This is a genomic window from Pseudomonas sp. AAC, assembly GCF_000725445.1.
Lineage (GTDB): Bacteria > Pseudomonadota > Gammaproteobacteria > Pseudomonadales > Pseudomonadaceae > Pseudomonas > Pseudomonas citronellolis.
Genome location: NZ_KL647095.1, coordinates 307,234 through 334,230, shown reverse-complemented (window position 1 = coordinate 334,230; position 26,997 = coordinate 307,234). Strand labels below are relative to the sequence as shown.

Sequence of the window (26,997 nt, the reverse complement as noted above, 5' to 3'; positions counted from 1 at the left end):
AAGCTTCCCGCTTCCAGCTCCTCTGCGAGGTCATCCATGTCCGGCGCCCTGTCCCATATCCGCGTTCTCGACCTTTCCCGCGTCCTGGCCGGCCCCTGGGCCGGGCAGATCCTCGCCGACCTCGGCGCCGAAGTGATCAAGATCGAACGCCCCGGCAGCGGCGACGACACCCGCGCCTGGGGCCCGCCGTTCCTCAAGGACGCCGAGGGCCGCGACACCAGCGAGGCGGCCTACTACCTGTCGGCCAACCGCAACAAGAAATCCCTCACCATCGATTTCACCCAGCCCGAAGGCCAGCGCCTGGTGCGCGAGCTGGCGGCCAAGGCCGACATCGTGCTGGAGAACTTCAAGGTCGGCGGGCTGAAAAGCTACGGGCTGGACTACGAGTCGCTCAAGCAGCTCAACCCGAAGCTGATCTACTGCTCCATCACCGGCTTCGGCCAGACCGGCCCCTACGCCAAGCGCGCCGGCTACGACTTCATGATCCAGGGCCTGGGCGGCCTGATGAGCATCACCGGGCGCTCCGACAGCGAAGAAGGCGCCGGCCCGGTGAAGGTCGGCGTGGCGCTGACCGACATCCTCACCGGCCTGTACTCGTCCACCGCCATCCTCGCCGCCCTCGCCCACCGCGACGTCAGCGGCATCGGCCAGCACATCGACATGGCCCTGCTCGACGTGCAGGTGGCCTGCCTGGCCAACCAGACGCTGAACTACCTGACCACCGGCATCCCGCCGCGCCGGCTGGGCAACGCCCACCCGAACATCGTGCCCTACCAGGACTTCCCCACCGCCGACGGCGACATGATCCTCACCGTCGGCAACGACGGGCAGTTCCGCAAGTTCTGCGAACTGGCCGGGCACCCGGAATGGGCCGACGACGAACGCTTCGCCAGCAACAAGGCGCGGGTCGCCCACCGCGACGTGCTGATCCCGCTGATCCGCCAGGCCACGGTGATGCGCACCACCGCGCAGTGGATCACCGCGCTGGAGCAGGCCGGCGTGCCCTGCGGGCCGATCAACGACCTGGCCCAGGTGTTCGCCGACCCGCAGGTGATCGCCCGCGGCCTGCGCGTGGACCTGCCGCACCCGCTGGCCGGCAGCGTGCCCCAGGTGGCCAGCCCGATCCGCCTGTCGCAGACCCCCGTCGAGTACCGCAACGCCCCACCGACCCTCGGCCAGCACACCGAGCAGATCCTCGAGAACGTGCTCGGCCTGGACGCCGCCGCCATCGGCAAGCTGCGCGAGCAGGGCGTGATCTGAACCCGTGCGCCGCCGCGCCAGGGTATTCACGGCCCCTGGCGCGGCGCGGGCGGGCCCGGCGGACGACGGAAAACCTTTGGCTTGCCGCCCGGCATCGCTATAATCCGCAGGCTTCACCGGCCGGCTCCGCTCCGGCCGTTCCCGCCACCCGTTCCGAGGGGCGCTGCAGCAAGCCAAGGCTTGTCAGGCTCGGACGGGGCGCGTCCCGGTCGGCGTCCGCCGGCCGTTAACGCATCAACGGCGCCCATTCGCAGACAACGAATGGAGAGTTACGCATGAGCGCTGTCATGACGCCTGCCGGTTTCACCGACTATAAAGTCGCCGACATTTCCCTGGCCGCCTGGGGCCGCCGCGAGCTGATCATCGCCGAGTCCGAGATGCCGGCACTGATGGGCCTGCGCCGCAAGTACGCCGCCAGCCAGCCGCTCAAGGGCGCCAAGATCCTCGGCTGCATCCACATGACCATCCAGACCGGCGTGCTCATCGAGACCCTGGTCGCCCTCGGCGCCGAAGTGCGCTGGTCGTCCTGCAACATCTTCTCCACCCAGGACCAGGCCGCCGCCGCCATCGCCGCCGCCGGCATCCCGGTGTTCGCCTGGAAGGGCGAGACCGAGCAGGAATACGAGTGGTGCATCGAGCAGACCATCCTCAAGGATGGCCAGCCGTGGGACGCCAACATGGTGCTGGATGACGGCGGTGACCTGACCGAGATCCTGCACAAGAAATACCCGGCGATGCTGGAGAAGATCCACGGCATCACCGAAGAGACCACCACCGGCGTGCACCGCCTGCTCGACATGCTCAAGGCCGGCACCCTGAAAGTCCCGGCGATCAACGTCAACGACTCGGTGACCAAGAGCAAGAACGACAACAAGTACGGCTGCCGCCACAGCCTCAACGACGCCATCAAGCGCGGCACCGACCACCTGCTGTCCGGCAAGCAGGCCCTGGTGATCGGCTACGGCGACGTGGGCAAGGGCTCGGCGCAATCGCTGCGCCAGGAAGGCATGATCGTCAAGGTCTCGGAAGTCGACCCGATCTGCGCCATGCAGGCCTGCATGGACGGCTTCGAAGTCGTCTCGCCCTACAAGAACGGCCTGAACGACGGCACCGAGGCCAGCGTCGACGCCGCCCTGCTGGGCAAGATCGACCTGATCGTCACCACCACCGGCAACGTCAACGTCTGTGACGCCGGCATGCTCAAGGCCCTGAAGAAGCGCGCCGTGGTCTGCAACATCGGCCACTTCGACAACGAGATCGACACCGCCTTCATGCGCAAGACCTGGGCCTGGGAAGAGGTCAAGCCGCAGGTGCACAAGATCCACCGCACCGGCAAGGACGGCTTCGATCCGCACAACGACGACTACCTGATCCTGCTCGCCGAGGGCCGCCTGGTGAACCTGGGCAACGCCACCGGCCACCCGAGCCGCATCATGGACGGTTCCTTCGCCAACCAGGTGCTGGCGCAGATCCACCTGTTCGAGCGCAAGTTCGCCGACCAGCCGGCCGCCGAGAAGGCCAAGCGCCTGACCGTCGAAGTGCTGCCGAAGAAGCTCGACGAGGAAGTCGCCCTGGAGATGGTCCGCGGCTTCGGCGGCGTGGTCACCCAACTGACGCCGAAACAGGCCGAGTACATCGGCGTGACCGTCGAAGGTCCGTTCAAGCCCGATACTTACCGCTACTAAGCCGAAAGCCGGAAGCTGGAAGCTGGAAGCCCTGGCGGCTCCGCTTCCAGCCTCAGGCTTCAAGCTTCAAGCTTGGAAAAAGCCATGTCCCAAGATCGCCGCTTCAGCTTCGAGTTCTTCCCCGCCAAGACCGAAGCCGGGCATGAAAAACTGCTGGCCACCGCGCGCCAGCTGGCCGGCTACAAGCCGGACTTCTTCTCCTGCACCTACGGCGCCGGCGGTTCCACCCGCGACCGCACCCTGGTCACCGTCCTGCAGCTGGACGGCGAGGTGAACGTCCCCACCGCGCCGCACCTGTCCTGCGTCGGCGACACCAAGGCCGAGCTGCACGCCCTGCTCGCCCACTACAAGGACGCCGGCATCCGCCGCATCGTCGCCCTGCGCGGCGACCTGCCCTCGGGCATGGGCATGGCCAGCGGCGAGCTGCGCTACGCCAACGAGCTGGTGGAGTTCATCCGCGCCGAGACCGGCGACCACTTCCACATCGAGGTCGCTGCCTACCCGGAAGTACATCCGCAGGCACGCAATTCCGAGCACGATCTGGCCAATTTCGTACGCAAGGTCAAGGCCGGTGCTGACAGTGCAATCACGCAGTATTTCTTCAACGCCGACAGCTATTTCCACTTCGTCGAGCGTGCACAGAAGTTGGGCGTCGACATCCCGATCGTCCCGGGCATCATGCCGATCACCAACTACTCTAAGCTGGCGCGTTTCTCGGACGCCTGTGGCGCCGAAATCCCCCGCTGGATCCGCAAGCAGCTGGAAGCCTATGGCGACGACATCGCCAGCATCCAGTCCTTCGGCGAGCAGGTGATCACCGAGATGTGCGAACGTCTGCTGGACGGCGGCGCCCCCGGGCTGCATTTCTACACGCTGAACCAGGCCGACCCCAGCCTGGCACTGTGGAAAAACCTGAAGCTGCCCCGCTAGCGCAACGGCGTTCCGCCGCCCGCCACGGGCGGCGGTTCACCGACCAGGACGCTAGAGGTTGCACATGGCATGGCACATGCCCCCTCTCTGATCTACCTCGTGTACGGTCGCCAGACCTACCATCAGGAAGCCCTGTTCAGCATCGCCAGCGCCATCGCCCGGGCACGGGAAACGCCGCAGCTGCGCCTGGACATCCAGGTCGTCACCGATGACGGCGCCCCCTACGCCGGGCTGCCGGTGCGGGTGCGCCACATCGACGCAGGCACCCTGGCCGGCTGGTACGGGCCGCACGGCTATCACTTCCGCGCCAAGCACGTGGCCCTGCGCCAGGCGCTCGACGAACTGCCCGCCGCCGTGCTGATCGACACCGACACCTTCTTCCGCGTATCGCCGGCCCGGCTGTTCGCCCAGGTGCGGCCCGGCGCCCTGCTGTGCAACGCCGTGCGGCACCGGCTTGGCGACTCGCAGGCGCCCGTCTACCGCCAGTTGATCGAGCCCCTGAAGGCCCGCGGGCTGGCCGACGAACGGACGCCGCTGATCAATTCCGGGGTGATCGGGCTGGCCCGCAAAGACGCCGCCGTACTCGACCGTTCGTTGGAATTGATGGATGACCTCTACCCAATTGCCCGCGCAGCCTATAATCTTGAAGAGTTCGTTCTGGCGATTGCGGCCTACAGACAACTGGAACCGGTCGGCTGTACCGACCTCATCCACCATTATTGGAGCCGCAAGCAGTTGTTCCGGGCGAAAGTCCAGGCCTGGCTGCACAAGCACCGAACGTCCCTTCTCAGCCCCCTGGCTCTCGACGACACCCAACTGGTGACCGACCGCCTGCCGCGTCCACCACGTGCCGCGCGCCTGTTGTACAAGCTGAGAACACTGCCGTTGCCGGTCCCGATGCGCCAGTTCAGCCTGGAGCTGTTCTACGGGTGCCACGACTACGACAACGAGTTCGACCGGGCCTGCGGCCCCGTCTGGTGGGAAAAGGCCGTGACCAATGTCATCGCGCGCCATCCCGACCAGCCGGTGCAAGAGCAGCTCGGTGAATGGCTGAACCAAAAGGTGTTGCGCCATCTCCTCGGCCCAAGGCTCGAGGAGATACGCCGGCACCTACGCCAGCAGGACCTGCTCTGAACGGCAGGCCAGCGCTGGCAGCGCCTCTGCCCTTCCGGGGCCGGGCGCAACCCCAGGCCGGCGGCCCTTGCCGCCGGCCCCCGGAGGAGCCCGCGAGGGCCCCTGCCAGTAGCTCGGCCATGGGTGCATACGCAGCGCCCCGCGCCGTCCCTCTTCCCGCCACGGGAACGAGGGTACAGAGGAGTTCGAAGAACTTGGTGACTTCACATTCGCCGGCCAGCCGCCGGCTCATATAGGAATACCCCGCATGTCCTTTTCCTCCCTCGGTCTCTCCGAGGCGCTGGCCCGCGCAGTAGAGGCGGCGGGCTACAGCCAGCCCACCCCTGTCCAGGAGCGGGCGATTCCCGCCGTATTGCAAGGTCGCGACCTGATGGTCGCGGCCCAGACCGGCACCGGCAAGACCGGTGGCTTCGCCCTTCCGGTGCTCGAGCGGCTGTTCCCCGAAGGCCATCCCGACCGTGAACACCGCCACGGCCCGCGCCAGGCGCGCGTGCTGGTGCTGACGCCGACCCGCGAGCTGGCCGCCCAGGTCCACGACAGCTTCAAGGTCTATGCCCGCGACCTGCCCCTGAAGAGCGCCTGCATCTTCGGCGGCGTCGGCATGAATCCCCAGGTCCAGGCCATGTCCAAGGGCGTCGACGTGCTGGTGGCCTGCCCCGGCCGCCTGCTCGACCTGATCGGCCAGGGCAGCGTCGACCTCTCCCGCGTGGAAATCCTGGTCCTCGACGAAGCCGACCGCATGCTCGACATGGGCTTCATCCACGACGTCAAGAAGGTCCTCGCCAAGCTGCCGCCCAAGCGCCAGAACCTGCTGTTCTCGGCGACCTTCTCGAAAGACATCACCGACCTCGCCAACAAGCTGCTGCACAACCCCGAGCGCATCGAGGTCACCCCGCCGAACACCACCGTCGAGCGCATCGAACAGCGCGTGTTCCGCATCCCCTCGGTACAGAAGCGCGCCCTGCTGGCGCACCTGGTGACCGTGGGCGCCTGGGAGCAGGTGCTGGTCTTCACTCGCACCAAGCACGGCGCCAACCGCCTCGCCGAATACCTGAGCAAACACGGCCTGCCGGCCGCCGCGATCCACGGCAACAAGAGCCAGAACGCGCGCACCAAGGCCCTGGCCGACTTCAAGACCAACGACGTGCGCATCCTGGTGGCCACCGACATCGCCGCCCGCGGCCTGGACATCGACCAGTTGCCCCACGTGGTCAACTACGAGCTGCCCAACGTCGAGGAAGACTACGTCCACCGCATCGGCCGCACCGGCCGTGCCGGGCGCAGCGGCGAGGCCATCTCGCTGGTGGCCCCGGACGAAGAGAAGCTGCTCAAGGCCATCGAGCGCCTGACCAGGCAACAGATTCCCGCCGGCGACACCCAGGGCTTCGACCCCGAGGCGGTGCTGCCGGAAGTGGCCCTGCCCGAGCCCAAGGAACAGCCCCAGCGCCAGCCACGCAAGGACAAGGCCAAGCGCGAGCGCAAGCCCAGGGACAAGGAGCCGCAGCAGGCGCAACCCGCCGCCGAGGCAGCCCATGCCGACGCCGGCGCCGAGCAGGGCGACAAGCCGGCCGGTAAGCGCCGCCGCCGTGGCGGTCGCGGCAAGAAGAAGGGCGAGGCCCAGGCCCAGGGCGAGCAGCAGGCCCCGCGCGGCGACGCCCAACCCAAGCAGCCCAGGCAACCCAAGCCGGCGGCGCAGGGCCAGAACCGCGATCCCGAGGAATTCCTCGACGACGACTACGACAACTTCGGCAACCGCGCCGACTACGTCAGCCCCTTCCCGGACAAGGACGTGCAACGCGGCCAACGCCGTCGCGGCGGCCAGCCCCAGGGCCAGGGCCAGGCGTCCCAGGGCCAGCGTGCCCGCGGCCAGGGCCAAGCTCAGGCTCAGGGCCAAGGCCAGAAGCAGGGCAAGCCGGGTCAGAAGGGCACCGGCCAGGGCGGCCAGGGCGCCCGCGGCAAGAACGCCAACGGCCAGGCCCGCGGCGGCCAGGGCGGCAACGCCCAGGGCAAGCAGCGCGCCGCCCGCAAGCGCGGCGGCAAGGGCCAACCCTCGCTGATGAGCGATGCGCCGCTGCGCGAGCCGAGCGAGTACGGCGCCGCCAAGCCGACCCGCCAGCCGGTGGTGATCAACAAGCGCGACCTGGTCCGCGGCGACCGCTTCCCCACCGCCGAGCAACTGGAAGAACTGGAACCGCGCCGCGACAAGGGCGAACGCCCGGCGCTGCTGACGCGCAATCGTTGAGTGCCAGTTGCTGAAGAAACCGCCCCTCGGGGTAATGCCAGTCAGTTAAGCTGACTGGCATTTTCATTTTCGTGTCGAATATTTTGCTGGTCGCTGCTTCACCGTTCTCGGGAACCAGCGATCAGGTCGCCGATGAGGTAGGACATACTGCGCCGCTGAGGCCTGCAAATCTGCCAGAAATCCTGGCAAGTTACCGGGATGGTTCAGCGACGTGCCATGCAGCAAGCCCAGGATTGCCCAACTGCAGGCGGTAAAACTCATTTCGCATGGGTATACCCCCGGGCACTGCCTCGACATCTGTACCATCTGATAACGTAACAGGTTGTAGCCCAGCAGCACGCCCCACAGTTCTTGCGCAATCATCTCCGGAGTCTTGCTTCTCAGGGTGTATTCGCCGCCCAAAAGTCCTTGCTTGATCTCCCGATAGCCCAGTTCGATTTCCCAGCGCTGACTGTAAAGATCGACGATCTCATCGCCAGGGAAACGCAGCGGATCGGTCATTGAGGTCAAGACGCTCACCACCTTTCCTTTGATCGTTTTGCTCAGCAACCTCGCTCGAATTTCCAACGGCAAGTCTGGCCATTGTTTGCGAGCCTGAGGCGATGTACGCAGAACGACCTGGGCATCATTGCGCCCAAGCTTGTGCTCTACCTCATACTGAGTGCCCTTTTTCAAAGGGATCAGCCAGTGTCGATGCTCGCCGTGCGATTGCCAGTGATGCAGCAAGCCCAACGAGTAGAAACCTTTGTCGAACAGGGTCAACGAATGATTCGGCGTGGTGGCGATCAGCTGTTCTGCCAGCTTCATTTCGCTACTGTGATAGCCCTCGAAAGTGCTGCTTATCAGTAGATGGCTGGTCAGCTCCATCTGACAGACCATCCGAACTTGAGGAAAGCTGCCGTCACCATGCTGGTTGGTCGCGCTGCCGTAGCACGCACGATTTTCTGCGGTATCAGGCGTATTCCAGACAACGCCGTCCACGCCAAGCAGCGTCAATCCCAACCACTGCGGATGTTTGGTTTCTTCGTGCCATCGCTGCTGGGTCAGCGTAAAGACTTCGCGTACAGCTTCGCTACCCAGCCGCTGCCGCCCTTGCACAACAGCGCTGGGCGCCACCAGCGGCCGCTTGCCCGGTAGCATGATGTCCATGTGGTTCACGACATCCCAAGCCGACATCCGGCGGAACAACGCCATGCCGATGATGCACCACACCAGGCTTTCAAGCGGAAGACGACGCTTGCGAATGGTCGAGACACCTGCAGTCTCGAAAGCCTGTTTCACGATGTCTGGATCGAGCAAAGCTCCCAGCCCCTCCAGCGCATGAGGCCGCGATGCCATTTCGTGAGTGAGGGACAGGGCTTGTGACAGGCGCATAAAAAATCCGATGCTCGTTTCCAAGCATCGGATTTTGCGGCCTGCAGACTAAAGGTCAATGTGTCAGCCTTAACTGACTGGCATTACCCCTCGGGGCGGTTTTTTCTTGGCTGTGCGCAGGGTCTGGTCCTGTAGGAGCGAGCTTGCTTGCGAATGGTGTTCGCGGCAGGCATTTGCTAAGAGCACCCTCTCCCCAGCCCTCTCCCTGAAGGGAGAGGGAGCTTGTCCGTGCCGAGAGAGGTCTTGGCGTCAATCGGAAACTTCGTAGCAGCCGGCTAACGCCGAAATACCCGAGCACACCGAACGGCCCCTCTCCCTTCAGGGAGAGGGGGGCTTGTCCGTGCCGAGAAAGGTTTTGGCGCCAATCGGAAACTTCGTGGTAGCCGGCTAACGCCGAAACACCCGAACACACCGAACGGTCCCCTCTCCCTTCAGGGAGAGGGTTAGGGAGAGGGAGCGGAGTTGAGCCGACACGCCGTCGCCAAAGGGAAACACGGTTCGCGACAGGCAACAAAAAAGCCGCCCCAAAGGGCGGCTTCGTGTCATTCACCAAGTACTCAAAGCACCTGCCGCAAAAAGCTCTGCGCCCGAGGATCGGCCGGCTGTTCGAAGAACTGCGCCGGCGGCGCGTCTTCCAACAACTTGCCGTGGTCAAAGAACAGCACGCGGTCGGCCACTTCGCGGGCGAAGCCCATTTCGTGGGTGACGCAGACCATGGTCATGCCTTCCACTGCCAGGGCCTTCATCACGTCGAGCACCTCGCCGACCATCTCCGGGTCGAGCGCCGAGGTCGGCTCGTCGAACAGCATCACCTTCGGCTCCATGCACAGCGCGCGGGCGATGGCCACGCGCTGCTGCTGGCCGCCGGACAGGCGCGAGGGGTACTCGTTGGCCTTCTGGCCGATACCGACCTTGGCCAGCAGCGCCTTCGCCTTCTCCTCGCGCTCGGCCTTGCCGCGCTTGCGCACCACCTTCTGCGCCAGGCACAGGTTCTCCAGCACGGTCATGTGCGGGAACAGGTTGAAGTGCTGGAACACCATGCCGACTTCGCGGCGGTAGGCGTTGATGTCGGTCTTCGGGTTGGCCAGGTCGACGCCGTCGATGCTCACCGAGCCGGAGTCGAACTCCTCCAGGCCGTTGAGGCAGCGCAGGAAGGTGGACTTGCCCGAGCCGGAGGGCCCGATCACCACCACCACCTCGCCCCTGTCCACGCGGGTGGTCACGTCGTCCACCGCGCGCACCACGTGGCCGCGGGTGTCGAACACCTTGGTCAGGTTGCGGACTTCAATCACTTTGTCCGAGCCTCCGTTCCAGCCGGCTCGCCATATGCGACAGCGGCAGGTTGATGACGAGGTAGAGCGCGGCCACGCAGAACCAGATCTCGAAGGTGGAGAACGAGGTGGTGATGGCCTCGCGGCCGCTCTTGGTCAGTTCGGTGATGGCGATCACCGAGACCAGCGAGGTGTCCTTGACCAGGCTGATGAACTGCCCGGCCAACGGCGGCAGCACGCGCTTGAAGGCCTGCGGCAGGATCACGTGGCGCATCGACTGCGCCGCGCTCAGGCCCAGGGAGCGCGCCGCCTCGTCCTGGCCGCGGGCGATGGACTGTACGCCGGCGCGGACGATCTCGGCCACGTAGGCGCCGGTGAACAGCGCCAGCGCGGCCACCCCGGCGAACTCGCGGGACAGGTTGAGCACGGTGCCGATGAAGAAATAGAAGATGAAGATCTGCACCAGCAGCGGCGTGCCGCGCACCAGCTCGACGTAGAGCGTCGAGAGGTCGTGCAGCGTGGGGTTCTTCGACAGCCGGCAGAGGCCGGTGAACAGGCCGATGGCCAGGCCGATCGCGCCGGAGACGAAGGAGATCCACAGCGTGGTCCACAGGCCCCAGGCCAACGGGCCCGCGGCCCAGTGGCGCTGCACGCCGACCACGTCGCCTTCGCCGACGTCGTCGTTCTCGGAGAACTGCAGGCTGTCGCCGGCCACGTTCAGCACCTGCTGTTTGCCGTCGTCGTCGACCAGGGTGACGCGGGCCTCGCGGCCGGAATCCTCGATCTTCTCCACCCGCGAGACGGCGTCCGCACGTTGCGGTTCCTCCGCCTGGTAGGCGAAGTACTGGGGAACGCGGTTCCAGCGCCACTCGTAGGAAATCAGCGAGGTGGAATACCAGATGGCCAGGCCGATCAGCAGGAGGATCAGCGCGGTCAGCCCATGCCAGGGCCAGGTGGGGCGTTTGCTTCTAGTCACGTATCTTTACCGTGAAAATGCGAACGCGCAGGCCGGGGCCTGCGCGTCGGGTCGAACAGCGTCGGACGCGGATTACTCCATGTCCTTCAGCCAGTCGGTGCTCTTGAACCACTTATCGTGCAGACGATCGTAGGTCCCGTCCTCGTGGATCTGCTTGAGGAAGTTGTTGATCCAGTTGATCGAGTCGTAGTCGCCCTTCTTCAGGCCGAAGGCCAGCGGTTCGTAGGTGAACGGCTGGTCGAGGAACACCAGCTTGCCGGCGCCGAACTTGCCGACCGCGACCACGTTGTAGGGCGAGTCGTAGATGAAGGCGTCGGCCTTGCCGTTGACCACGTCCATGACCGCCTCGGGCTCGTTGTCGAAGCCGTGGTACTGGGCCTTGGACAGCTGCTTCTTGGCGACGAACTCGCCGGTGGTGCCGATCTTCGAGGTGATGCGGTACTTGGCGTCGTTCAGGTCCTTGTAGGACTTGATGGTGCCTTCCAGCTCCTTGCGGATCAGCAGGGTCTGGCCGACCACGATGAAGGGATCGGAGAAGTTGACCCGCAGGTTGCGTTCCTGGGTCAGGGTCATGCCCGAGCCGATCATGTCGAACTTGTCGGTCAGCAGCGCCGGGATGATGCCGTCGTAGCTGGTGGAGACCAGCTCCAGCTTGACGCCCATGGCCTTGGCCATGGCCTTGAGCAGGTCGACTTCGAAGCCGACGATCTGGCCACGCTTGTTGGTCATCTCGAACGGCATGTAGGTCGGGTCCATGCCCACCCGCAGGCTGCCGCGCTTGACCGCTTCGTCGATGGCGCCGGCTTGCGCCGCGTTCACGCCGACCAGGGCGCAGACGCCCAGCAGCAGCGATGCCAGATACTTTTTCATTCCCCACACTCCCAGACAGTCGAAATTGAGTCGTGCGCACGTCGGCACGGCATCCAGCTGCGGTCTTTATGCCGCGCGAAGCCTCGCCGGGCGCTGAAGGGTGCGAATCCTACCCTCTGTCGCCGTCCGTCGGGAGTCTTTCTGGATCGATGGCGCAGGTTAGCAGCAGTAAAGCGCCGGGAAAACCGTTGCAAGGCGTTGCCACTCCCCGCCTGGCGACGGGGAGCGGCTCGCGGTCAGGACTGCGCGGCGGGCAGGCCCACGCCGGCGCCGGCCGGCGGCGCCAGCGGCAATGCCGGGCTGTGCGCGTCGGCCTGCACCGACTTGCGCCAAGGCTCCAGCCAGTTCTCGTGGCCGCCTTCCCACACCTGCAGGTGCAGGCGCGAGAGCGCCACCGGGTCGCTCAGCAGGGCCAGGCGGGCCTCGCCGACGACGGCCTGCGGGCCGCCTTCCAGGGCCTGCTGCACGCGCCGCTGGCGCGCCGCCTCGATGGCCTCGGAGCGCGCGTGGCGCGCGGTGCCCATGGCGCAGGCCAGGGCGTTGAGCAGCGGGTCGGAAACGCTGCGGACGAAGCCGTCCTTCAGCGCCTGCCAGCGGTTCTGGTAGGTGTACTCGTCGGTGGAACGCAGCTCGCGCGGGGTGTCGTATTCCTCGGGGATGAGGAACAGCTTCTCGTCGCGCGAGGCCAGGCCCAGGTTGACGCGGCTGGTGATCACCGACACCGGGATGGACAGCATCAGCGAACCGACGATGGGCGACAGCCACCACAAAAAGCGCGGGTTCAGCCACACCACCAGCAGCGCCCAGGCCAGGCCCAGCAGGGTCTGCATGCCGTGGCGGCGCAGCGCCTCGCTCCACGGCGTGGCGTCGTCGTCACGCTGCGGCGACTTCCACTGCGCTTCCCAGCCGAGGAACGCGGCCAGCACGAAGCGGGTGTGGAAGAGCATGCGCACCGGCGCCAGCAGCACAGAGAAGAGCATCTCCAGGAGCATGCTCAGGGTGACCTTGACCACGCCACCGAAGGCCTTGGCGCCCTTGGCCCAGATCAGCATGACGCTGAGCAGCTTGGGCAGGAACAGCAGGGTCAGGGTGGTGGAGAACAGCGCGATGGCCTTCTCCGGGTGCCACTGCGGCCAGATCGGGAACAGCTGGCGCGGCTCCAGGAAGTACTGTGGCTCCATCAGCTGGTGCACCGCCAGCAGCGCGGTGGACAGCACCAGGAAGAAGAACCACAGCGGCGCCGACAGGTAGGACATCACCCCGGTGAGGAACACCGCGCGGTGCACCGGGTGCATGCCCTTGACCAGGAACAGGCGGAAGTTCATCAGGTTGCCGTGGCACCAGCGGCGGTCGCGCTTGAGCTCGTCCAGCAGGTTCGGCGGCAATTCCTCGTAGCTGCCCTCCAGGTCGTAGGCGATCCATACGCCCCAGCCGGCGCGGCGCATCAGCGCGGCCTCGACGAAGTCGTGGGAGAGGATGGCCCCGGAGAACGAGCCCTTGCCCGGCAGCGGCGCCAGGGCGCAGTGCTCGATGAAGGGCTTCATGCGGATGATCGCGTTGTGGCCCCAGTAGTGCGACTCGCCCAGCTGCCAGAAGTGCAGGCCGGCGGTGAACAGCGGGCCGTACACGCGGGTGGCGAACTGCTGCATGCGCGCATAGAGGGTGTCCATGCCCGAGGCCTTGGGCGCGGTCTGGATGATCCCCGCCTCCGGGTTGGCTTCCATCAGCCGCACCAGCTTGGCCAGGCAGTCGCCGCTCATTACGCTGTCGGCGTCCATCACCACCATGTACTTGTACTGGCTGCCCCAGCGCCGGCAGAAGTCGTCGATGTTGCCGCTCTTGCGCTTCACCCGGCGACGGCGGCGGCGGTAGAACAGCTTGCCGAAGCCCTTGGTCTCCTGGCACAGCTCGATCCAGGCCTGCTCCTCGGCCACGGCGATGTCGGCCTGGTAGGTGTCGCTGAGGACGAAGAAGTCGAAGTGCTCCAGCTCGCCGCTGGCCGCCACCGACTCGAAGGTGGCGCGCAGGCCGGCGAAGACCCGCGGCACGTCCTCGTTGCAGATCGGCATGACGATGGCGGTGCGCGCGTCGGCCGCGATCGGCTCGTTGCCGGCGCTGCTGCCGGAGATGCGGTAGCGGTCGCGGCCGCTGAGCAGCTCCCAGAAGCCCATCAGCGCGGTCCAGAAACCGGCCGAGACCCAGCAGAAGAGGATGGCGAAGAGCAGCAGCACGCCGAACTGGATCAGGTACGGCAGCACCTGCTGCAGGGTCTGCAGCCAGGTCTGGCGGTTGATCTCTTCCAGGTCGATCAGCGCCCAGCCCTGGTACGGCAGGATGCCCTTCATGTAGTAGGTGGCGATGCTGGTCTGGCCGAGCATCAGCAGCAGCAGGATCATCCGGCGCAGCGAGCCGACCCGCTGCCAGCGCGCCTTGGGCAGGTCGCGCACGGGCTTGGACGGGTTGCCGCGGCCGAGCAGGCGGCGCCAGCCGCGCACCAACACGTTGGTCCGCCAGGGTTCGGGCAGCACCTTGGTGCGCTGGATCGGCGGCGCCGCCTTGAGGTAGGCGCGGCCGTTGTCGTCCAGGCCGAGCATGCCGGTTTCCTGCAGCTCCTGGCCGTAGCCGAGCAGCAGGCGCGGGCCGATGGAGCCCAGCGCCGCATCGTCGGTGGCGACCGGCGCGGTGCCGGCCTCCTCCGCCAGGCGCTGGTGCAGGTCACTGAAGGAAGCGCTGCGCGCCAGGCGCTCGCGCCCTTCCGCGGTCAGCGGAAGGTACTCGAGGTATTCGCCCAGCGGAGCCTTGTGGGTGGTCGTGTTATTCATCGGCAGGCAGCTGGTAGCTCCAGGTTTCGGACAGGGTCTGTCCATCTTTGACCAGGGCCGCACGCATTTCGGTCGGCTTCTTCGGATCCTTCACCTTGATCCGCAGGGTCAGGCGCCAGCCCTGGGTCACAGGGTTGTAGCGCAGGTTGTTTTCCTTGACCTCGGCGTTGTCGTCGGTGCTCACCTGGGTGGTCACCGCGGCGTCGGCCGGCAGGACCTTGAGGTTGGCGCCCTCGAAGTCCACCACCAGGGCGGTGCTGCCGTCGGGCTGGCGGATCAGGTTGGCCTGCTTGACGTCACCCACCGAGCGCAGGGTCTGCTTGACCTGGGCGACCTTCTGCGAATGCAGGGCGTCCTCGTCCATGGTCCAGTGCATGCGGTAGGCGTATTCCAGCGGCTGGCCGGCCTCCGGGCGCTTCTCCGGGTTGAAGAAGGCGACGATGTTGTCGTTGGTCTCGTCCGGGGTGGGGATCTCGACCAGCTCGACGCTGCCCTTGCCCCAGTCGCCGCGCGGCTCGATCCACAGGCTCGGGCGCAGGTCGTAGCGGTCGTCCAGGTCTTCGTAGCGGCTGAACTCGCGGCCGCGCTGGAGCAGGCCGAAGCCTTTCGGGTTCTCCACGGCGTAGCTGCTTACCGACAGGTGCTTGGGATTGTTCAGCGGGCGCCAGATCCACTCGTCGTTGCCGGCATGGATCTGCAGGCCGGTGGAGTCATGCAGCTCCGGACGGAAGTTGTGCTGCTCCGAGGGCTGGTTGGAGCCGAACAGGAACATGCTGGTCAGCGGCGCCAGGCCGAGCTTGGTGACCTTGTCGCGCAGGAACACCTTGGCCTGCACGTCGACCACGGTGTCCTTGCCGGGGCGCAGGACCAGGCGGTAGGCGCCGGTGGCGCGCGGCGAGTCGAGCAGGGCGTAGATCACCAGGTGCTTGTCCTGGGGCTTGGGCTTCTCGATCCAGAACTCGCGGAAGCGCGGGAACTCCTCGCCGGAGGGCAGCGCGGTGTCCAGCGCCAGGCCGCGGGCGGAGAGGCCGTAGACGTGACCCTTGCCGACCACGCGGAAGTAGCTGGCGCCGAGGAAGGTGGCGATCTCGTCGAGCTTGTCGGCCTTGTTGATCGGGTAGAGCACGCGGAACCCGGCGTAGCCGAGGTCCTTGGTGGCATTGGCGTCGAACTGCAGCGTACCGAAGTCGAAACGCGCGGGATCGTACTTGATCTCCTTGACGCTGGTGGCCGTCACCTCGTTGATCTTCACCGGGGTGTCGAAGTGCATGCCCTGGTGATAGAAGCTGAGCTTGAACGGCTCCTTCTCGTCGGCCCAGTAGGCCTTGTCCATGCGGAAGCGGATCTGCTGGTAGTCGGCGAATTTCATCTCGCTGAATACCGACGGCAGGTTGCTGGTCGGCGCGCTGTACTTCTCGCTGGCCAGCTTCTTCGCCTCGCCGGCGACGTCATCGATGGTGAAAGCCCAGGCGTGAGAAGCGCCCAGGGCCAGGAAAGCGGAGCCGACCAGCATCAGGTCGCGCAGGAAATTACGGGAAGCGGTGTGTTGAACGGAACGAAAAATCACGAGTCCCCCTCGTCCGTGAACTTGAAAAAACCAAGGCCGACCCTGGCAATGCCAAAGTGCCGGCGATTGAATTCCGACCCCGGTGAGCCCGAATGATTCCCCGCGATTGCGAAGAACCCTTGCCCGGCCTTGTGGCCTGGGCTTCCGGGGAGCCATTGTTCTAGTCGCATGCGAGTTGCCATCATCCTGCGGCCCGATTACGGACTGCCGCCTGTTCACGCCTCCAGAAGAAAGGTCACCGGCCCGTCGTTGACCAGGTGGACCTGCATGTTGGCGCCGAACCGGCCGGTAGCGACCAGCGGATGACGGGCTCGTGCCTGATCCACGAGATGTTCGAACAACTCGGCGCCCCGGGCTGGCGGCGCCGCGCTGGAAAAGCTCGGCCGCAGGCCCTTGCGGGTGTCGGCAGCCAGGGTGAACTGCGAGACCAGCAGCAGGCCGCCGCCGACATCGCCCAGAGAAAGGTTCATCTTACCTTCAATATCGGCGAACACTCGATAGTTAAGCAGCTTGTGCAGCAGCCGCTGGGCGCTCGCCTCGTCGTCCTGGGGCTCCACACCGACCAGCGCCAGCAGGCCCTGGTCGATGGCGCCGACGATTTCCCCGTCGACTTCCACCCGCGCGGCGCTCACGCGCTGGATCAGCGCCTTCATTCGGCCTCCGGGGGCATGTTCAGCAGGCGCCGGCCGATTTCGTTGGTGGCGCGCACCAGGGCATCGGCGATGCCCGGCTCGCTGGCCGCGTGGCCGGCGTCGCGGACGATCTGCAATTCGCTGTTCGGCCAGGCCTTGTGCAGCGCCCAGGCGTTGTCCAGCGGGCAGACCACGTCGTAGCGGCCGTGCACGATGACGCCGGGCAGGTGGGCGATGCGGTGCATGTCGCGCAGCAGCTGGTCCGGCTCGAGGAAGGCGGCGTTGACGAAGTAGTGGTTCTCGATGCGGGCGATGGACAGCGCGCGGTGCGGATCGCTGAAGCGGTCGACTACCGCCGGGTTGGGCCGCAGCGTCGCGGTGCGCCCTTCCCAGGTGGACCAGGCGCGCGCGGCGTGCATTTGGGCGATCTGGTCGCTGCCCACCAGGCGCTTGCGGAAGGCCTGCATGAGGTCGCCGCGCTCGTCCACCGGGATCGGCGCCAGGTAGTCCTCCCAGTAGTCGGGGAACAGCTGGCTGGCGCCTTCCTGGTAGAACCAGCGCAGATCCTGCGGGCGGCACAGGAAGATGCCGCGCAGGACCAGGGCGTGGACGCGCTCGGGGTGCGTCTGGGCGTAGGCCAGCGACAGCGTCGAGCCCCAGGAGCCGCCGAACAGCACCCATTTCTCGATGCCCAGGTGCTGGCGGATGCGCTCCATGTCGGCCACCAGGTGCCAGGTGGTGTTGTCGTCCAGGCTGGCGAAGGGCGTGGAGCGCCCGCAGCCGCGCTGGTCGAAGGTGACGATGCGGTACAGGTTGGGGTCGAAGAAGCGCCTGGACAGGGCGTCGCAACCGGCACCCGGGCCGCCGTGCACAAAAAGCACCGGCAGGCCGTCCGGTATGCCGCTTTCATCCACGTAGAGGACGTGCGGTTCATCGACGGCCAGCTGGTGCCGGGCGTAAGGCTTGATTTCCGGATACAAAAGCTGCATGGCGCACTCCTGAATCTTTACGTACGGTCCGTCCCTCGACCGGATACCATCCCTTGCGTGTCCGGCATGATACCTGTGCCCGCGCAAAACCGATAAAGGAGTTCACTCGGGATGCCGAGGAAGTTGTATCTTTGCCTGCTGTGCGTCATTTGTCTGCTGGGCGGGTGCAGCAGCGACTCCTCCCAGGACCAGCTGAACGACGCGGTGCGCCAGCTGCAGCGCAACCTCGACGAGCGCGCCACCAGCGCCGTGCTGGCGCAGTTGCACGAAGATTTCCGCGCCCAGGGCGAGTACGACCGCGACTGGGTGCGCCGGACCCTGGCGCAGGTGTTCGTCCAGCAGCCGCGGGTGCGCTTCATCACCCTGGGCCGCAGCAGCCGCGTCGACCGCAACTATGCCGACGTCGGCCATACCCGGGCGGAACTGGCGCTGACCGGCGGCGACGACCTGCTGCCCGAGCGCAGGCGCAACCGCCCCTACAGCGTAAGCCTGGAATGGCGACGCGACGGTGACACCTGGAAGCTGGCGAGGCTCGACTGGCGATGAACCCACTGCAACACCGCATCCGCGCCGCCGGCCTGCTGGTCCGCGAGCAGAGCATCCTGCTGGTGCGCCACGAGGTCGACGGCGACGTCTACTGGATTCCCCCGGGCGGCGGCTTCGAGTCGCACAGCGACCGATCGACGCGCGACACCGTGAAGCGCGAATGCCGCGAGGAAACCGGGCTGGAAGTGGAGGTCGGGCCGCTGGTGTACGTCCGCGAGTTCGCCGAGCCGCTGGCCGGGCGCTTCCACATGGAGCTGTTCTACCGCGTCGACGCCTGGCGCGGCGACCTGAGCCTGGACAACCTGCGCGGCCTGGGCGGCGACGAGTTCGCCATCCACGAGGTGGCCTGGGTGCCGCGCGCCGACCTGACCGCCCTGCCCTCCTTCTATCCCGCCGAACTGCTCGACGACGTCTGGGAACGCCTGGCCGCGCCGGCGCCGCTGATCCGCCACCTGGGCCTGCAGGTATGAAACGCCGCTGGCTTCTGCTGCTCGCGGCGCTGCTGGTCCTGCCGATGCTATTGCCGGAACGCCCGGTCATCCCGGTGCAGGGCGCCAGCCAGCGCGACTGGAACCGCCGTTCGTTCTGGTACGAACCCTGGGGCATTTCCGGGGTGCACAAGGGCATCGACATCTTCGCCGACGCCGGTGCCCCGGCGCTGTCGCCGGTGCCGGGGCTGGTGCTGTACCGCGGCGAGATCGACCTGGGCGGCAAGGTGGTACTGATCCTCGGGCCGAAATGGCGCCTGCACTACCTGGCGCACCTGCAGGCCTGGAACGTGGCGCCGCTGCAGCCGGTGGGCCGCGGCCAGGTGGTCGGCGCGGTGGGCAGTTCGGGCAACGCCGCCGGCAAGCCGCCGCACCTGCACTACGCGGTGCTGTCGCTGCTGCCGCGGCCCTGGGCGGCCACCGACGAGACCCAGGGCTGGAAGAAGATGTTCTTCGTCGACCCCGGGCAGTTCCTCCTGGCGCGCTGAACGGCGAACTTTGGAAACACTCCCGGCGTGGCCGCGGGGCGCGCGTCTGCGCTACGGTGCCGGGCTCACCTTCATTCCGAAAAGGAGTTCGACATGCTGGCCAGGCCCCTCGCCCTGCCCCTGCTGCTGTGCCTCGCCCTGCTCGCCGGCTGCGGCAAGGACGACCCGCAAGCCGCCCTGGAAGCCGCCGTGCAGCAATTGCAGGCGAACATCGAAGCGAAGAAGACCGGCGCAGTGCTCGACCAGTTGGCCGACGACTTCCGTGCCCAGCAGGTCAACGACCGCGACTGGGCCCGGCGCACCATGGCGGTGCTGTTCCTCCGCCACCAGAAAGTTGGCGTGCTAGCCCCGGCGAAGAACAGCTGGATCGACCCGGCGGTCTCGCGCCGCGGCTACACCGAGGCCAAGGTCGGCCTGACCGGCGCCGAGGGACTGATCCCCGACAGCGCGCGCCTGTATGACGTGAAGCTGGAGTGGTGGCTGGACGACGGCGAGTGGAAGCTGGCCCGGCTGGATTGGGAATGACCGCGCGCCCCGCGCCGAGGTGCTCTTCGTAGTAGGACCTTGTCCGCGATAGCCGGACATATCGGCGCGATTCGCGGATGAGATCCGCTCCTACGCCGCCCCACCCACATCGACCCCATGTAGGAGCGCGCCCTGCGCGCGATTCGCGGGCAGGGCCCGCTCCTACAGGTTGTGGGGAAGCACGGTATTCCTCCCCCCGTAGGAGCGGACCTTGTCCGCGATAGCCGGACGAACCGGCGCGATTCGCGGATGAGATCCGCTCCTACGCTGCCCCACCCACGCCATTCCCCTGTAGGAGCGCGCCCTGCGCGCGATTGGGGGGCAGGCCCCGCTCCTACAGGTTGTCGGGAAGCACGGTATTCCTCCCCCGTAGGAGCGGACCTTGTCCGCGATAGCCGGACGAACCGGCGCGATTCGCGGATGAGATCCGCTACGCCGGCCCCCCCACGCCATTCCCCTGTAGGAGCGCGCCCTGCGCGCGAATCGCGGGCAGGGCCCGCTCCTACAGGTTGTCGGGAAGCACGGTATTCCTCCCCCGTAGGAGCGGACCTTGTCCGCGATAGCCGGAGGTTCCGGCGCGGTTCGCGGATGAGATCCGCTACGCCGCCCCACCCACGCCATTCCCCTGTAGGAGCGCGCCCTGCGCGCGAATCGCGGGCAGGGCCCGCTCCTACAGGTTGTGGGGAAGCACGGTATTCCTCCCCCTGTAGGAGCGGACCTTGTCCGCGATAGCCGGACATATCGACGCGATTCGCGGATGAGATCCGCTTACGCCGCCCCACCCACAGCGTCCCCATGTAAGAGCGCGCCCTGCGCGCGATTCGCGGGCAGGGCCCGCTCCTACGCCCATCCTACGAAAAGCATCTCGGCAAGCGCCGTGCGCGGGCGTTTCGTCAACGGCCGTAGCGCTCCCGGCCCCAGGCCAGGAAGGTCTCCAGCATCTTGCGCAGCACCTCGGCGGTCGGGGCGGCCAGGTCTTCGCGGTAGGCGAAGGGCGCCTGTTCATCCATGTAGTTGCACTGCGCGAGCTCCAGTTGTACCGCGTGCACGTGCTGCCCGGGCTGGCCGTAGTGGCGGGTGATGTGGCCGCCCTTGAAGCGCCCGTTCAGTACGTGGCTGTAGCCCTCGGCTTCGGCGCACACCGCCTGCAGGCGCTCGGCGAGGTCCGCCGGGCAGCTGTTGCCGGAGTTGGTGCCGATGTTGAAGTCCGGCAGCTTGCCGTCGAACAGGTGCGGGATGTGCGAACGGATCGAGTGCGCGTCCCACAGCAGGGCGTAGCCGAACTCGGCCTTCAGCCGCGCCAGCTCCTCGGCCAGCGTGCGGTGGTACGGCGTCCAGACTTCCGCCAGGTAGCGCGCGCGCTCCTCGGCCGAGGGCGCCTGGCCTTCGTGGAACAGCGGGCGGCCGTCGAACAGGGTGTCCGGGTAGAGGCCGGTGGTGGCGGTGCTGTACAGCGGCTTGTCGTCGGCCGGGCGATTCAGGTCGATGACGTAGCGCGAGTAGTTCGCCGCCAGGGTGCTGGCGCCCAGTTCGCGGGCGAAGTCGTACAGGCGCGGGATGTGCCAGTCGGTGTCGGCCAGTTCCTTCGCCTCGTCCACCAGGCCGGCTTCCACGGCCGGGGTCAGGCGGGTGCCGGGGTGCGGCATGCTCACCAGCAGCGGCACGCGGCCGCGGCTGAAGCTCAGTACGTTATCCACAGGAGACTTCCTCTGCGTGACGGATGATGCGCTTGGGCAGGTCGCCGCCGAGCCAGTAGGCCAGCTCGGCCGGGCGCTGGATGTCCCAGGCGACGAAGTCGGCGAGCTTGCCCGCCTCCAGGCTGCCGTGGTCGGCTTCCAGGCCCAGGGCGCGGGCGGCGTGCAGGGTGACGCCGGCCAGCGCTTCTTCCGGGGTCAGGCGGAAGGCGGTGCAGCCCATGTTCAGCATCAGGCGCAGCGACAGCGTCGGCGAGGTGCCGGGGTTGAGGTCGCTGGCCAGGGCGATGGCCACGCCGTGCTTGCGCAGCGCGTCCATCGGCGGCAGCTGGGTTTCGCGCAGGACGAAGAAGGCGCCCGGCAGCAGCACCGCGACGGTGCCGGCCCTGGCCATGGCGATGGCGTCTTCCTCGGTCATGAATTCCAGGTGGTCGGCGGACAGTGCCTGGTAGCGCGCGGCCAGGCTGGAGCCATGCAGCGACGACAGCTGCTCGGCGTGCAGCTTCACCGGCAGACCCAGCGCCTTGGCGGCCTGGAACACCCGCTCGACCTGCGCCGGGGAGAACGCCAGGTGCTCGCAGAAGGCGTCCACCGCATCCACCAGCCCTTCCTGCGCCAGCGCCGGGAGGATTTCCGCGCAGATCAGCTCGATGTAGTCGTCGGCACGATTGGCGTATTCCGGCGGCAGGGCATGGGCCGACAGGCAGGTGGCGCGCACCGTCACCGGCAGCACCTCGCCCAGGCGCCGCGCCACGCGCAGCATCTTGCGCTCGCTGGGCAGGTCCAGGCCGTAGCCGGATTTCACTTCCAGCACGGTCACACCGTCGGCCAGCAGCGGCCGCGCGCGCTTGATGGCGCTGGCCAGCAGTTCTTCCTCGCTGGCCTCGCGGGTGGCGCGCACGGTGCTGGCAATGCCGCCGCCGGCGGCGGCGATCTCCGCATAGCTGGCGCCCTGCAGGCGCAGCTCGAATTCGGCGCTGCGGTCGCCACCGAACACCAGGTGGGTGTGGCAGTCGATCAGCCCCGGGGTCAGCCAGGCGCCGCCCAGGTCGTGGCTGCGCTGCACCTCGTGCAGCGGCAGCTCGGCGTGGGGACCGATCCAGTGGATGCGCGCGCCCTCGGTAAGAATCGCCGCGTCCTCGATGATCGAGTACTTGCCGCCGGCCATGGTGGCGGCGTGGCAGTTGTGCCAGAGCTGTTTCATTGCAGTCTCCCGATGCTCGCGCCGACGTTCTGCAGCGCCCGGCGGTCGGCCAGCAGCGCGGCGGCGCGGGCGATGTCCGGGGCCAGCCAGCGGTCGGCGTCGTAGGCCGGCACCTGCTCGCGCAGCAGTTCCCAGGCGCGCTGGGTGCCGGCGCCGAAGCGTTGTTCCTTGAGGAATTCGAAGGCCTGGGCGGCCAGCAGGTATTCGATGGCGAGAATCTGCTGGCAGTTGCCGATGCAGCGCCCGAGCTTGAGCGCGGCGCTGGTGCCCAGGCTCAGGTGGTCTTCCTGCAGGCCGGAGGTGACGTAGTTGTCGACCACCGCCGGCTGCGCCAGTTGGCGGTTCTCGCCGGCCAGGGCGGCGGCCACGTACTGCACGATCATCATCCCCGAGTTGACCCCCGGCTGGCTCACCAGGAACGCCGGCAGGCCGCTGACCAGCGGGTTGATCAGGCGGTCCAGGCGGCGCTCGGCGACGCCGCCCAGCTCGGCCACGGCGATGCACAGCAGGTCGGCGGCCATGGCCACGGACTCGCCGTGGGGGTTGGCCTGGGACACTACCCGGTAGTGCTCGGGCGTGCCCAGCACCAGCGGGTTGTCGTTGGCCGAGTTGAGTTCGATCTCCACCTGGCGCGCGGCGTGGGCCAGCTGGTCGCGGCAGGCGCCGTGGATCTGCGGCATGGAGCGCATGCTCAGGGCGTCCTGGGTGCGGATGCCGCGGCTGCTGGCGAGCACTTCGCTGCCGTCGAGCAGCGCGCGCAGGTTCTCGCCCACCAGCTGCGCGCCGGGGTGCGGCTTGAGCGCGAGGATTTCCGCGTCGAAGGCGTCGGTCTGCCCGCGCAAGGCCTCGAAGCTCATGGCGCCGATGACGTCGGCCCAGTGCGCCAGGCGCGTCGCGTCTTCCAGGGCCAGGCAGCACAGGCCGGTCATGCAGGGCGTGCCGTTGACCAGGCTGAGCCCGTCCTTGGCGCCCAGCTCCACCGGCGCCAGGCCCTCGGCGGCCAGCGCTTCGGCGGCGCTGACGATGCGCCCCTGGTAGCTCACCTCGCCGACGCCCAGCAGGGCCACGCCGACGTGGGCCATGTGCGTCAGGTAGCCCACCGAGCCCTGGGCCGGCACCCGCGGGGTGATGCCGCGGTTGAGCAGTTCCAGCAGGGCCTGCACCACGCGGCGGTGCAGGCCGGACTTGCCGAGGCTGTAGTTGGCGATGGCGACGCAGATGATCGCGCGGGTCTGCTCGTCCTTCAGTGCTTCGCCGACGCCGCAGGCGTGGCTGAGCAGGGTGTTGCGCGACAGCTGGGCCAGTTGCTCGCCTTCGAGCACCACGTTGCACAGGGCGCCGAGGCCAGTGCTGATGCCGTAGGCGCGCTCGCCGCGTTCGACGATGCGCTCGACGATGCCGCGGGCGTTGTCGATGCGCGCCCAGGCCGCCGCCGAAAGCTCCAGGCGCGCGCCATGGCGGGCCACGGCGACCACGTCCTGCCAGTGCAGGGGCGCGTCGCCGAAGGTGATGATGGAAGCGGAGGACATCGAAACTCCCGGACTACAGGTTGGCCACGCGGCGCTGGACGAAGCGGTCGACGTACTCGTCGGCCGGCTGGTGGAGGATTTCCCGCGGGGCGCCGACCTGGATCAGCTGGCCGTCCTTGAGGATGGCGATGCGGTTGCCGATGCGCACCGCCTCGTCGAGGTCGTGGGTGATGAAGACGATGGTCTTGTGCAGGGTCTTCTGCAGTTCCAGCAGTTGGTCCTGCATGTCCGCGCGGATCAACGGGTCGAGGGCGCTGAACGCCTCGTCCATGAGGATCACGTCGGTGTCGGCGGCCAGCGCGCGGGCTAGGCCGACGCGCTGGCGCATGCCGCCGGAGAGCTGGTGCGGGTAGGACTTCTCGTAGCCCTTCAGGCCCACGGTGGCGATCCAGTGCAGCGCGCGCTCCTGGCACAGCGCCTTGCTCTCGCCGCGGACCTTGAGGCCGTAGGCGACGTTGTCGAGCACGCTCTTGTGCGGCAGCAGGCCGAAGCTCTGGAACACCATGCTGATCTTGCGCCGGCGGAAGTTCTCCAGCTGGCGCGAGTCGTAGCGCAGGATGTCTTCGCCGTCGACCAGGATCTCGCCGCTGGTGGGGTCGATCAGGCGGTTGAAGTGGCGCACCAGGGTCGACTTGCCGGAGCCGGACAGGCCCATGATCACGAAGATTTCACCCGCCTCGATGGACAGCGACAGGTCGTTCACCCCGACCACGCAGTCGGTGGCGGCCAGCACCTCGGCCTTGCTCTTGCCCTGGCGGATCATCGCCAGCGCGGCGTCGGCGCGGGCGCCGAAGATCTTGTAGACGTTCTTGACCTGGATCTTGCTCATTTGCTGGCCTCGTGGTGACGCGAGCGGCCGTAGGCCTGGGTGATGCGGTCGATGACCACGGCGAGGATGACGATCGCAAGACCCGCCTCCAGGCCCTTGCCGACGTTGAGCGTCTGGATGCCCACCAGCACGTCTTCGCCCAGGCCGCGGGCGCCGATCATCGAGGCGATCACCACCATCGACAGGGCCATCATGGTGGTCTGGTTGATGCCCGCCATGATGCTCGGCAGGGCCAGCGGCAGCTGCACGCCGAACAGTTGCTGGCGGCGGTTGGCGCCGAAGGCGGTGACCGCTTCCATCACCTCGCGGTCGACCTGGCGGATGCCCAGGTCGGTGAGGCGGATCAGCGGCGGCGCGGCGTAGATCACGGTGGCGAAGATCGCCGGCACCTTGCCCAGACCGAACAGCATCAGCACCGGGATCAGGTACACGAAGCTGGGCATGGTCTGCATGATGTCCAGCAGCGGCAGCAGGATGGCGCGCAGGCGGTCGCTGCGGGCGGCGAGGATGCCCAGGGGGATGCCGATCAGCACCGAGATGATCGTCGCCACCATCATCAGCGCGAGGGTCTGCATGAGCTTGTCCCACAGGCCCACCGCGCCGACCAGGAACAGCAGGCCGGTGATCACCAGGGTCGGCACCAGGCGCCGGGTGGCGTGCCAGGCGATGCCGGCGACTACGGCCAGCATCAGCCACCAGGGCGTGGCGCGCAGCAGGCTTTCGAGGTTGACGATGGCCCACAGCAGGGTGTCGGAAATGTGCCGGAAGACGTCGCCGTAGTTGGTCACCAGGGCGTCTACCCAGCCGTTGACCACGTCGGCGATGGAGAAGGTGAAGCGTTCAGGGAACATGGCTCGTACTCGCAAGGATTAGGCATCGCCGGGGAGGCCTGGCCTCCCCGGCTCGGGCAGCGTCAGAGCGCGGCCTGGATCTTCTTCGCGGCGTCCTCGCTGACCCAGGCGGTCCACACCTCAGGGTGCTCCTTGAGGAAAGCCTTGGCCAGTTGTTCGGAGGACAGTTTCTCCTTGGCCATCTTCGCCAGGTTCTGGTTCAGCAGGTCGATGGGCAGGTTGACCTTCTCCAGCACCGCGACCAGCTCCGGCGCCTGGTCATGGAAGCTGCGCGACAGGCCGACCTGGATCTTCACGTCCTTGTTCACCCCCGGCTCGTCCAGCTTGACCAGGTCGGCCTGGCCCATCAGCGGCGTCGGCGACCAGTAGTAGAAGAGGATCGGCTCCTTGCGCTTGTAGCTGGACAGCACCGCGGCATCCAGCGCCGGGCCGGTGCCCGGGCGGAAGTTGGTGTACTTGTCCTCCAGGCCGTACTTCTTGAGCATCTCGGAGTTTTCCAGCTCGCAGGTCCAGCCAGCCGGGCAGTTGTAGAAGCGGCCCTTGCCCGGTTCTTCCGGGTCGCGGAACAGCTCGGCGTACTGGCCCAGGTCGGTGACCGCCTTGAGGTTCGGCGCCTTGGCCTCGATGCCGCGGGCCTTGTCGCCCTCGATCACGAAGCGCGGCACGTACCAGCCCTCGGTGGCGCCGACGATGGGCGCGCCCACGCCGACCACCTTGTTGGCGGCGGCGGCCTTGTTCCAGGCGTCGCTGCGGCCGATCCACTCCTCGCTGAAGATCTGGATGTCGTTGTTGGCCAGGGCCTGCTCCATGGTGATGGAGTTGCCCGGCAGGCTGTCGGTCTCGCAGCCGTAGCCGTTCTTCAGGATGAACTGCATGACGTCGGTGAGCAGCATGCCGCTCTCCCAGTTCAGCCCGGCGAACTTCACCGGCTTGCCGCTCTCGCACCAGCCCGCGGCCTGGGCCGATGCCATGGAACCCAGCAACCCGGCGCAAAGGATCAGGCCCAGCAGCGTCTTCTTGGAATTGTTCATCTGATGCTCCTAAAAGTGGAAAGGGAGTTGGGCAGTACAAGGGCCACGCCCGTGCGGGGC

General features: G+C 67.1%; 23 protein-coding genes and 1 riboswitch. Of the genes, 9 read left to right on the top strand and 14 right to left on the bottom strand.

Annotated features, from left to right (window positions below; translation table 11 throughout):
• Positions 1-36 precede the first annotated feature (36 nt).
• The 5 genes from FG99_RS07105 (at position 37) to FG99_RS07085 (ending at position 7,251) form a co-directional block, all read left to right on the top strand.
• Positions 37-1,260 (top strand): CaiB/BaiF CoA transferase family protein, encoded by a 1,224-nt coding sequence (locus tag FG99_RS07105; protein ID WP_043268426.1) that lies wholly within the window; start codon positions 37-39, stop codon positions 1,258-1,260.
• A gap of 149 nt (positions 1,261-1,409) precedes the next feature.
• A riboswitch (S-adenosyl-L-homocysteine riboswitch) is annotated at positions 1,410-1,513 on the top strand.
• Between the two features lie 22 nt (positions 1,514-1,535).
• Positions 1,536-2,945: an adenosylhomocysteinase gene (ahcY, locus tag FG99_RS07100; RefSeq protein ID WP_009613696.1), complete on the top strand. Its 1,410-nt coding sequence runs from the start codon at positions 1,536-1,538 to the stop codon at positions 2,943-2,945.
• A gap of 84 nt (positions 2,946-3,029) precedes the next feature.
• A complete protein-coding gene (gene metF, locus FG99_RS07095) occupies positions 3,030-3,875 on the top strand; it encodes a methylenetetrahydrofolate reductase [NAD(P)H] (protein WP_043268424.1) in 846 nt (281 codons plus the stop codon).
• A gap of 69 nt (positions 3,876-3,944) precedes the next feature.
• On the top strand, positions 3,945-5,009 hold the full coding sequence (locus FG99_RS07090; RefSeq protein WP_043268422.1) for a hypothetical protein: 1,065 nt from the start codon (positions 3,945-3,947) through the stop codon (positions 5,007-5,009).
• A gap of 247 nt (positions 5,010-5,256) precedes the next feature.
• Positions 5,257-7,251, top strand: coding sequence for an RNA helicase RhlE2 (locus FG99_RS07085; protein ID WP_043268420.1), 1,995 nt, complete (start codon positions 5,257-5,259; stop codon positions 7,249-7,251).
• Between the two features lie 63 nt (positions 7,252-7,314).
• On the opposite strand, the gene FG99_RS07080 is transcribed toward FG99_RS07085, so the two are convergent.
• The 8 genes from FG99_RS07080 to pip form a co-directional block, all read right to left on the bottom strand.
• The gene (locus FG99_RS07080; protein WP_043268243.1) at positions 7,315-8,625 is read right to left on the bottom strand and encodes an IS4 family transposase; all 1,311 of its coding nucleotides are present in this window, start codon (positions 8,623-8,625) and stop codon (positions 7,315-7,317) included.
• A gap of 557 nt (positions 8,626-9,182) precedes the next feature.
• Positions 9,183-9,917: an amino acid ABC transporter ATP-binding protein gene (locus FG99_RS07075; RefSeq protein ID WP_043268418.1), complete on the bottom strand. Its 735-nt coding sequence runs from the start codon at positions 9,915-9,917 to the stop codon at positions 9,183-9,185.
• Positions 9,910-10,872 (bottom strand): amino acid ABC transporter permease, encoded by a 963-nt coding sequence (locus FG99_RS07070; RefSeq protein WP_009613709.1) that lies wholly within the window; start codon positions 10,870-10,872, stop codon positions 9,910-9,912. The genes FG99_RS07075 and FG99_RS07070 overlap by 8 nt, the downstream gene beginning before the upstream one ends.
• A 72-nt stretch (positions 10,873-10,944) precedes the next feature.
• The gene (locus FG99_RS07065; RefSeq protein ID WP_043268415.1) at positions 10,945-11,742 is read right to left on the bottom strand and encodes a transporter substrate-binding domain-containing protein; all 798 of its coding nucleotides are present in this window, start codon (positions 11,740-11,742) and stop codon (positions 10,945-10,947) included.
• A gap of 236 nt (positions 11,743-11,978) precedes the next feature.
• Positions 11,979-14,564 (bottom strand): glucans biosynthesis glucosyltransferase MdoH, encoded by a 2,586-nt coding sequence (gene mdoH / locus FG99_RS07060; protein ID WP_043268413.1) that lies wholly within the window; start codon positions 14,562-14,564, stop codon positions 11,979-11,981.
• A complete protein-coding gene (locus FG99_RS07055; protein WP_009613713.1) occupies positions 14,557-16,131 on the bottom strand; it encodes a glucan biosynthesis protein G in 1,575 nt (524 codons plus the stop codon). The genes mdoH and FG99_RS07055 overlap by 8 nt, the downstream gene beginning before the upstream one ends.
• Positions 16,132-16,346: 215 nt before the next feature.
• A complete protein-coding gene (dtd, locus tag FG99_RS07050; protein WP_043268411.1) occupies positions 16,347-16,784 on the bottom strand; it encodes a D-aminoacyl-tRNA deacylase in 438 nt (145 codons plus the stop codon).
• On the bottom strand, positions 16,781-17,752 hold the full coding sequence (gene pip, locus FG99_RS07045; RefSeq protein ID WP_043268409.1) for a prolyl aminopeptidase: 972 nt from the start codon (positions 17,750-17,752) through the stop codon (positions 16,781-16,783). The genes dtd and pip overlap by 4 nt, the downstream gene beginning before the upstream one ends.
• 111 nt (positions 17,753-17,863) lie before the next feature.
• Between pip and FG99_RS07040 the strand changes: the two genes are divergently transcribed.
• From FG99_RS07040 to FG99_RS07025, 4 genes are all read left to right on the top strand, one after another.
• Entirely contained in the window at positions 17,864-18,298 is a 435-nt protein-coding gene (locus FG99_RS07040; RefSeq protein ID WP_043268407.1) for a hypothetical protein, read from the top strand.
• Positions 18,295-18,768: an NUDIX domain-containing protein gene (locus tag FG99_RS07035; protein WP_009613717.1), complete on the top strand. Its 474-nt coding sequence runs from the start codon at positions 18,295-18,297 to the stop codon at positions 18,766-18,768. The genes FG99_RS07040 and FG99_RS07035 overlap by 4 nt, the downstream gene beginning before the upstream one ends.
• Positions 18,765-19,274, top strand: a complete 510-nt coding sequence (locus tag FG99_RS07030) for a M23 family metallopeptidase (RefSeq protein WP_009613719.1) — start codon at positions 18,765-18,767, stop codon at positions 19,272-19,274. Before FG99_RS07035 ends, FG99_RS07030 begins: the two co-directional genes overlap by 4 nt.
• 93 nt (positions 19,275-19,367) lie before the next feature.
• Positions 19,368-19,799 (top strand): hypothetical protein, encoded by a 432-nt coding sequence (locus FG99_RS07025; protein ID WP_043268405.1) that lies wholly within the window; start codon positions 19,368-19,370, stop codon positions 19,797-19,799.
• 893 nt (positions 19,800-20,692) lie between these two features.
• On the opposite strand, the gene hutG is transcribed toward FG99_RS07025, so the two are convergent.
• From hutG to FG99_RS06995, 6 genes are all read right to left on the bottom strand, one after another.
• Entirely contained in the window at positions 20,693-21,496 is an 804-nt protein-coding gene (gene hutG, locus FG99_RS07020) for an N-formylglutamate deformylase (protein WP_043268404.1), read from the bottom strand.
• The gene (gene hutI, locus FG99_RS07015) at positions 21,489-22,697 is read right to left on the bottom strand and encodes an imidazolonepropionase (RefSeq protein WP_043268402.1); all 1,209 of its coding nucleotides are present in this window, start codon (positions 22,695-22,697) and stop codon (positions 21,489-21,491) included. The genes hutG and hutI overlap by 8 nt, the downstream gene beginning before the upstream one ends.
• Entirely contained in the window at positions 22,694-24,226 is a 1,533-nt protein-coding gene (gene hutH / locus FG99_RS07010; protein WP_043268399.1) for a histidine ammonia-lyase, read from the bottom strand. The genes hutI and hutH overlap by 4 nt, the downstream gene beginning before the upstream one ends.
• A gap of 13 nt (positions 24,227-24,239) precedes the next feature.
• Positions 24,240-25,055 (bottom strand): quaternary amine ABC transporter ATP-binding protein, encoded by an 816-nt coding sequence (locus FG99_RS07005; protein WP_051878578.1) that lies wholly within the window; start codon positions 25,053-25,055, stop codon positions 24,240-24,242.
• Positions 25,052-25,906 carry an ABC transporter permease gene (locus tag FG99_RS07000; protein WP_043268397.1) on the bottom strand — a complete coding sequence of 285 codons (855 nt, stop codon included), beginning with the start codon at positions 25,904-25,906 and terminating at the stop codon, positions 25,052-25,054. The genes FG99_RS07005 and FG99_RS07000 overlap by 4 nt, the downstream gene beginning before the upstream one ends.
• Positions 25,907-25,968: 62 nt before the next feature.
• Positions 25,969-26,937, bottom strand: a complete 969-nt coding sequence (locus FG99_RS06995) for an ABC transporter substrate-binding protein (RefSeq protein ID WP_043268395.1) — start codon at positions 26,935-26,937, stop codon at positions 25,969-25,971.
• Positions 26,938-26,997: the final 60 nt, after the last annotated feature.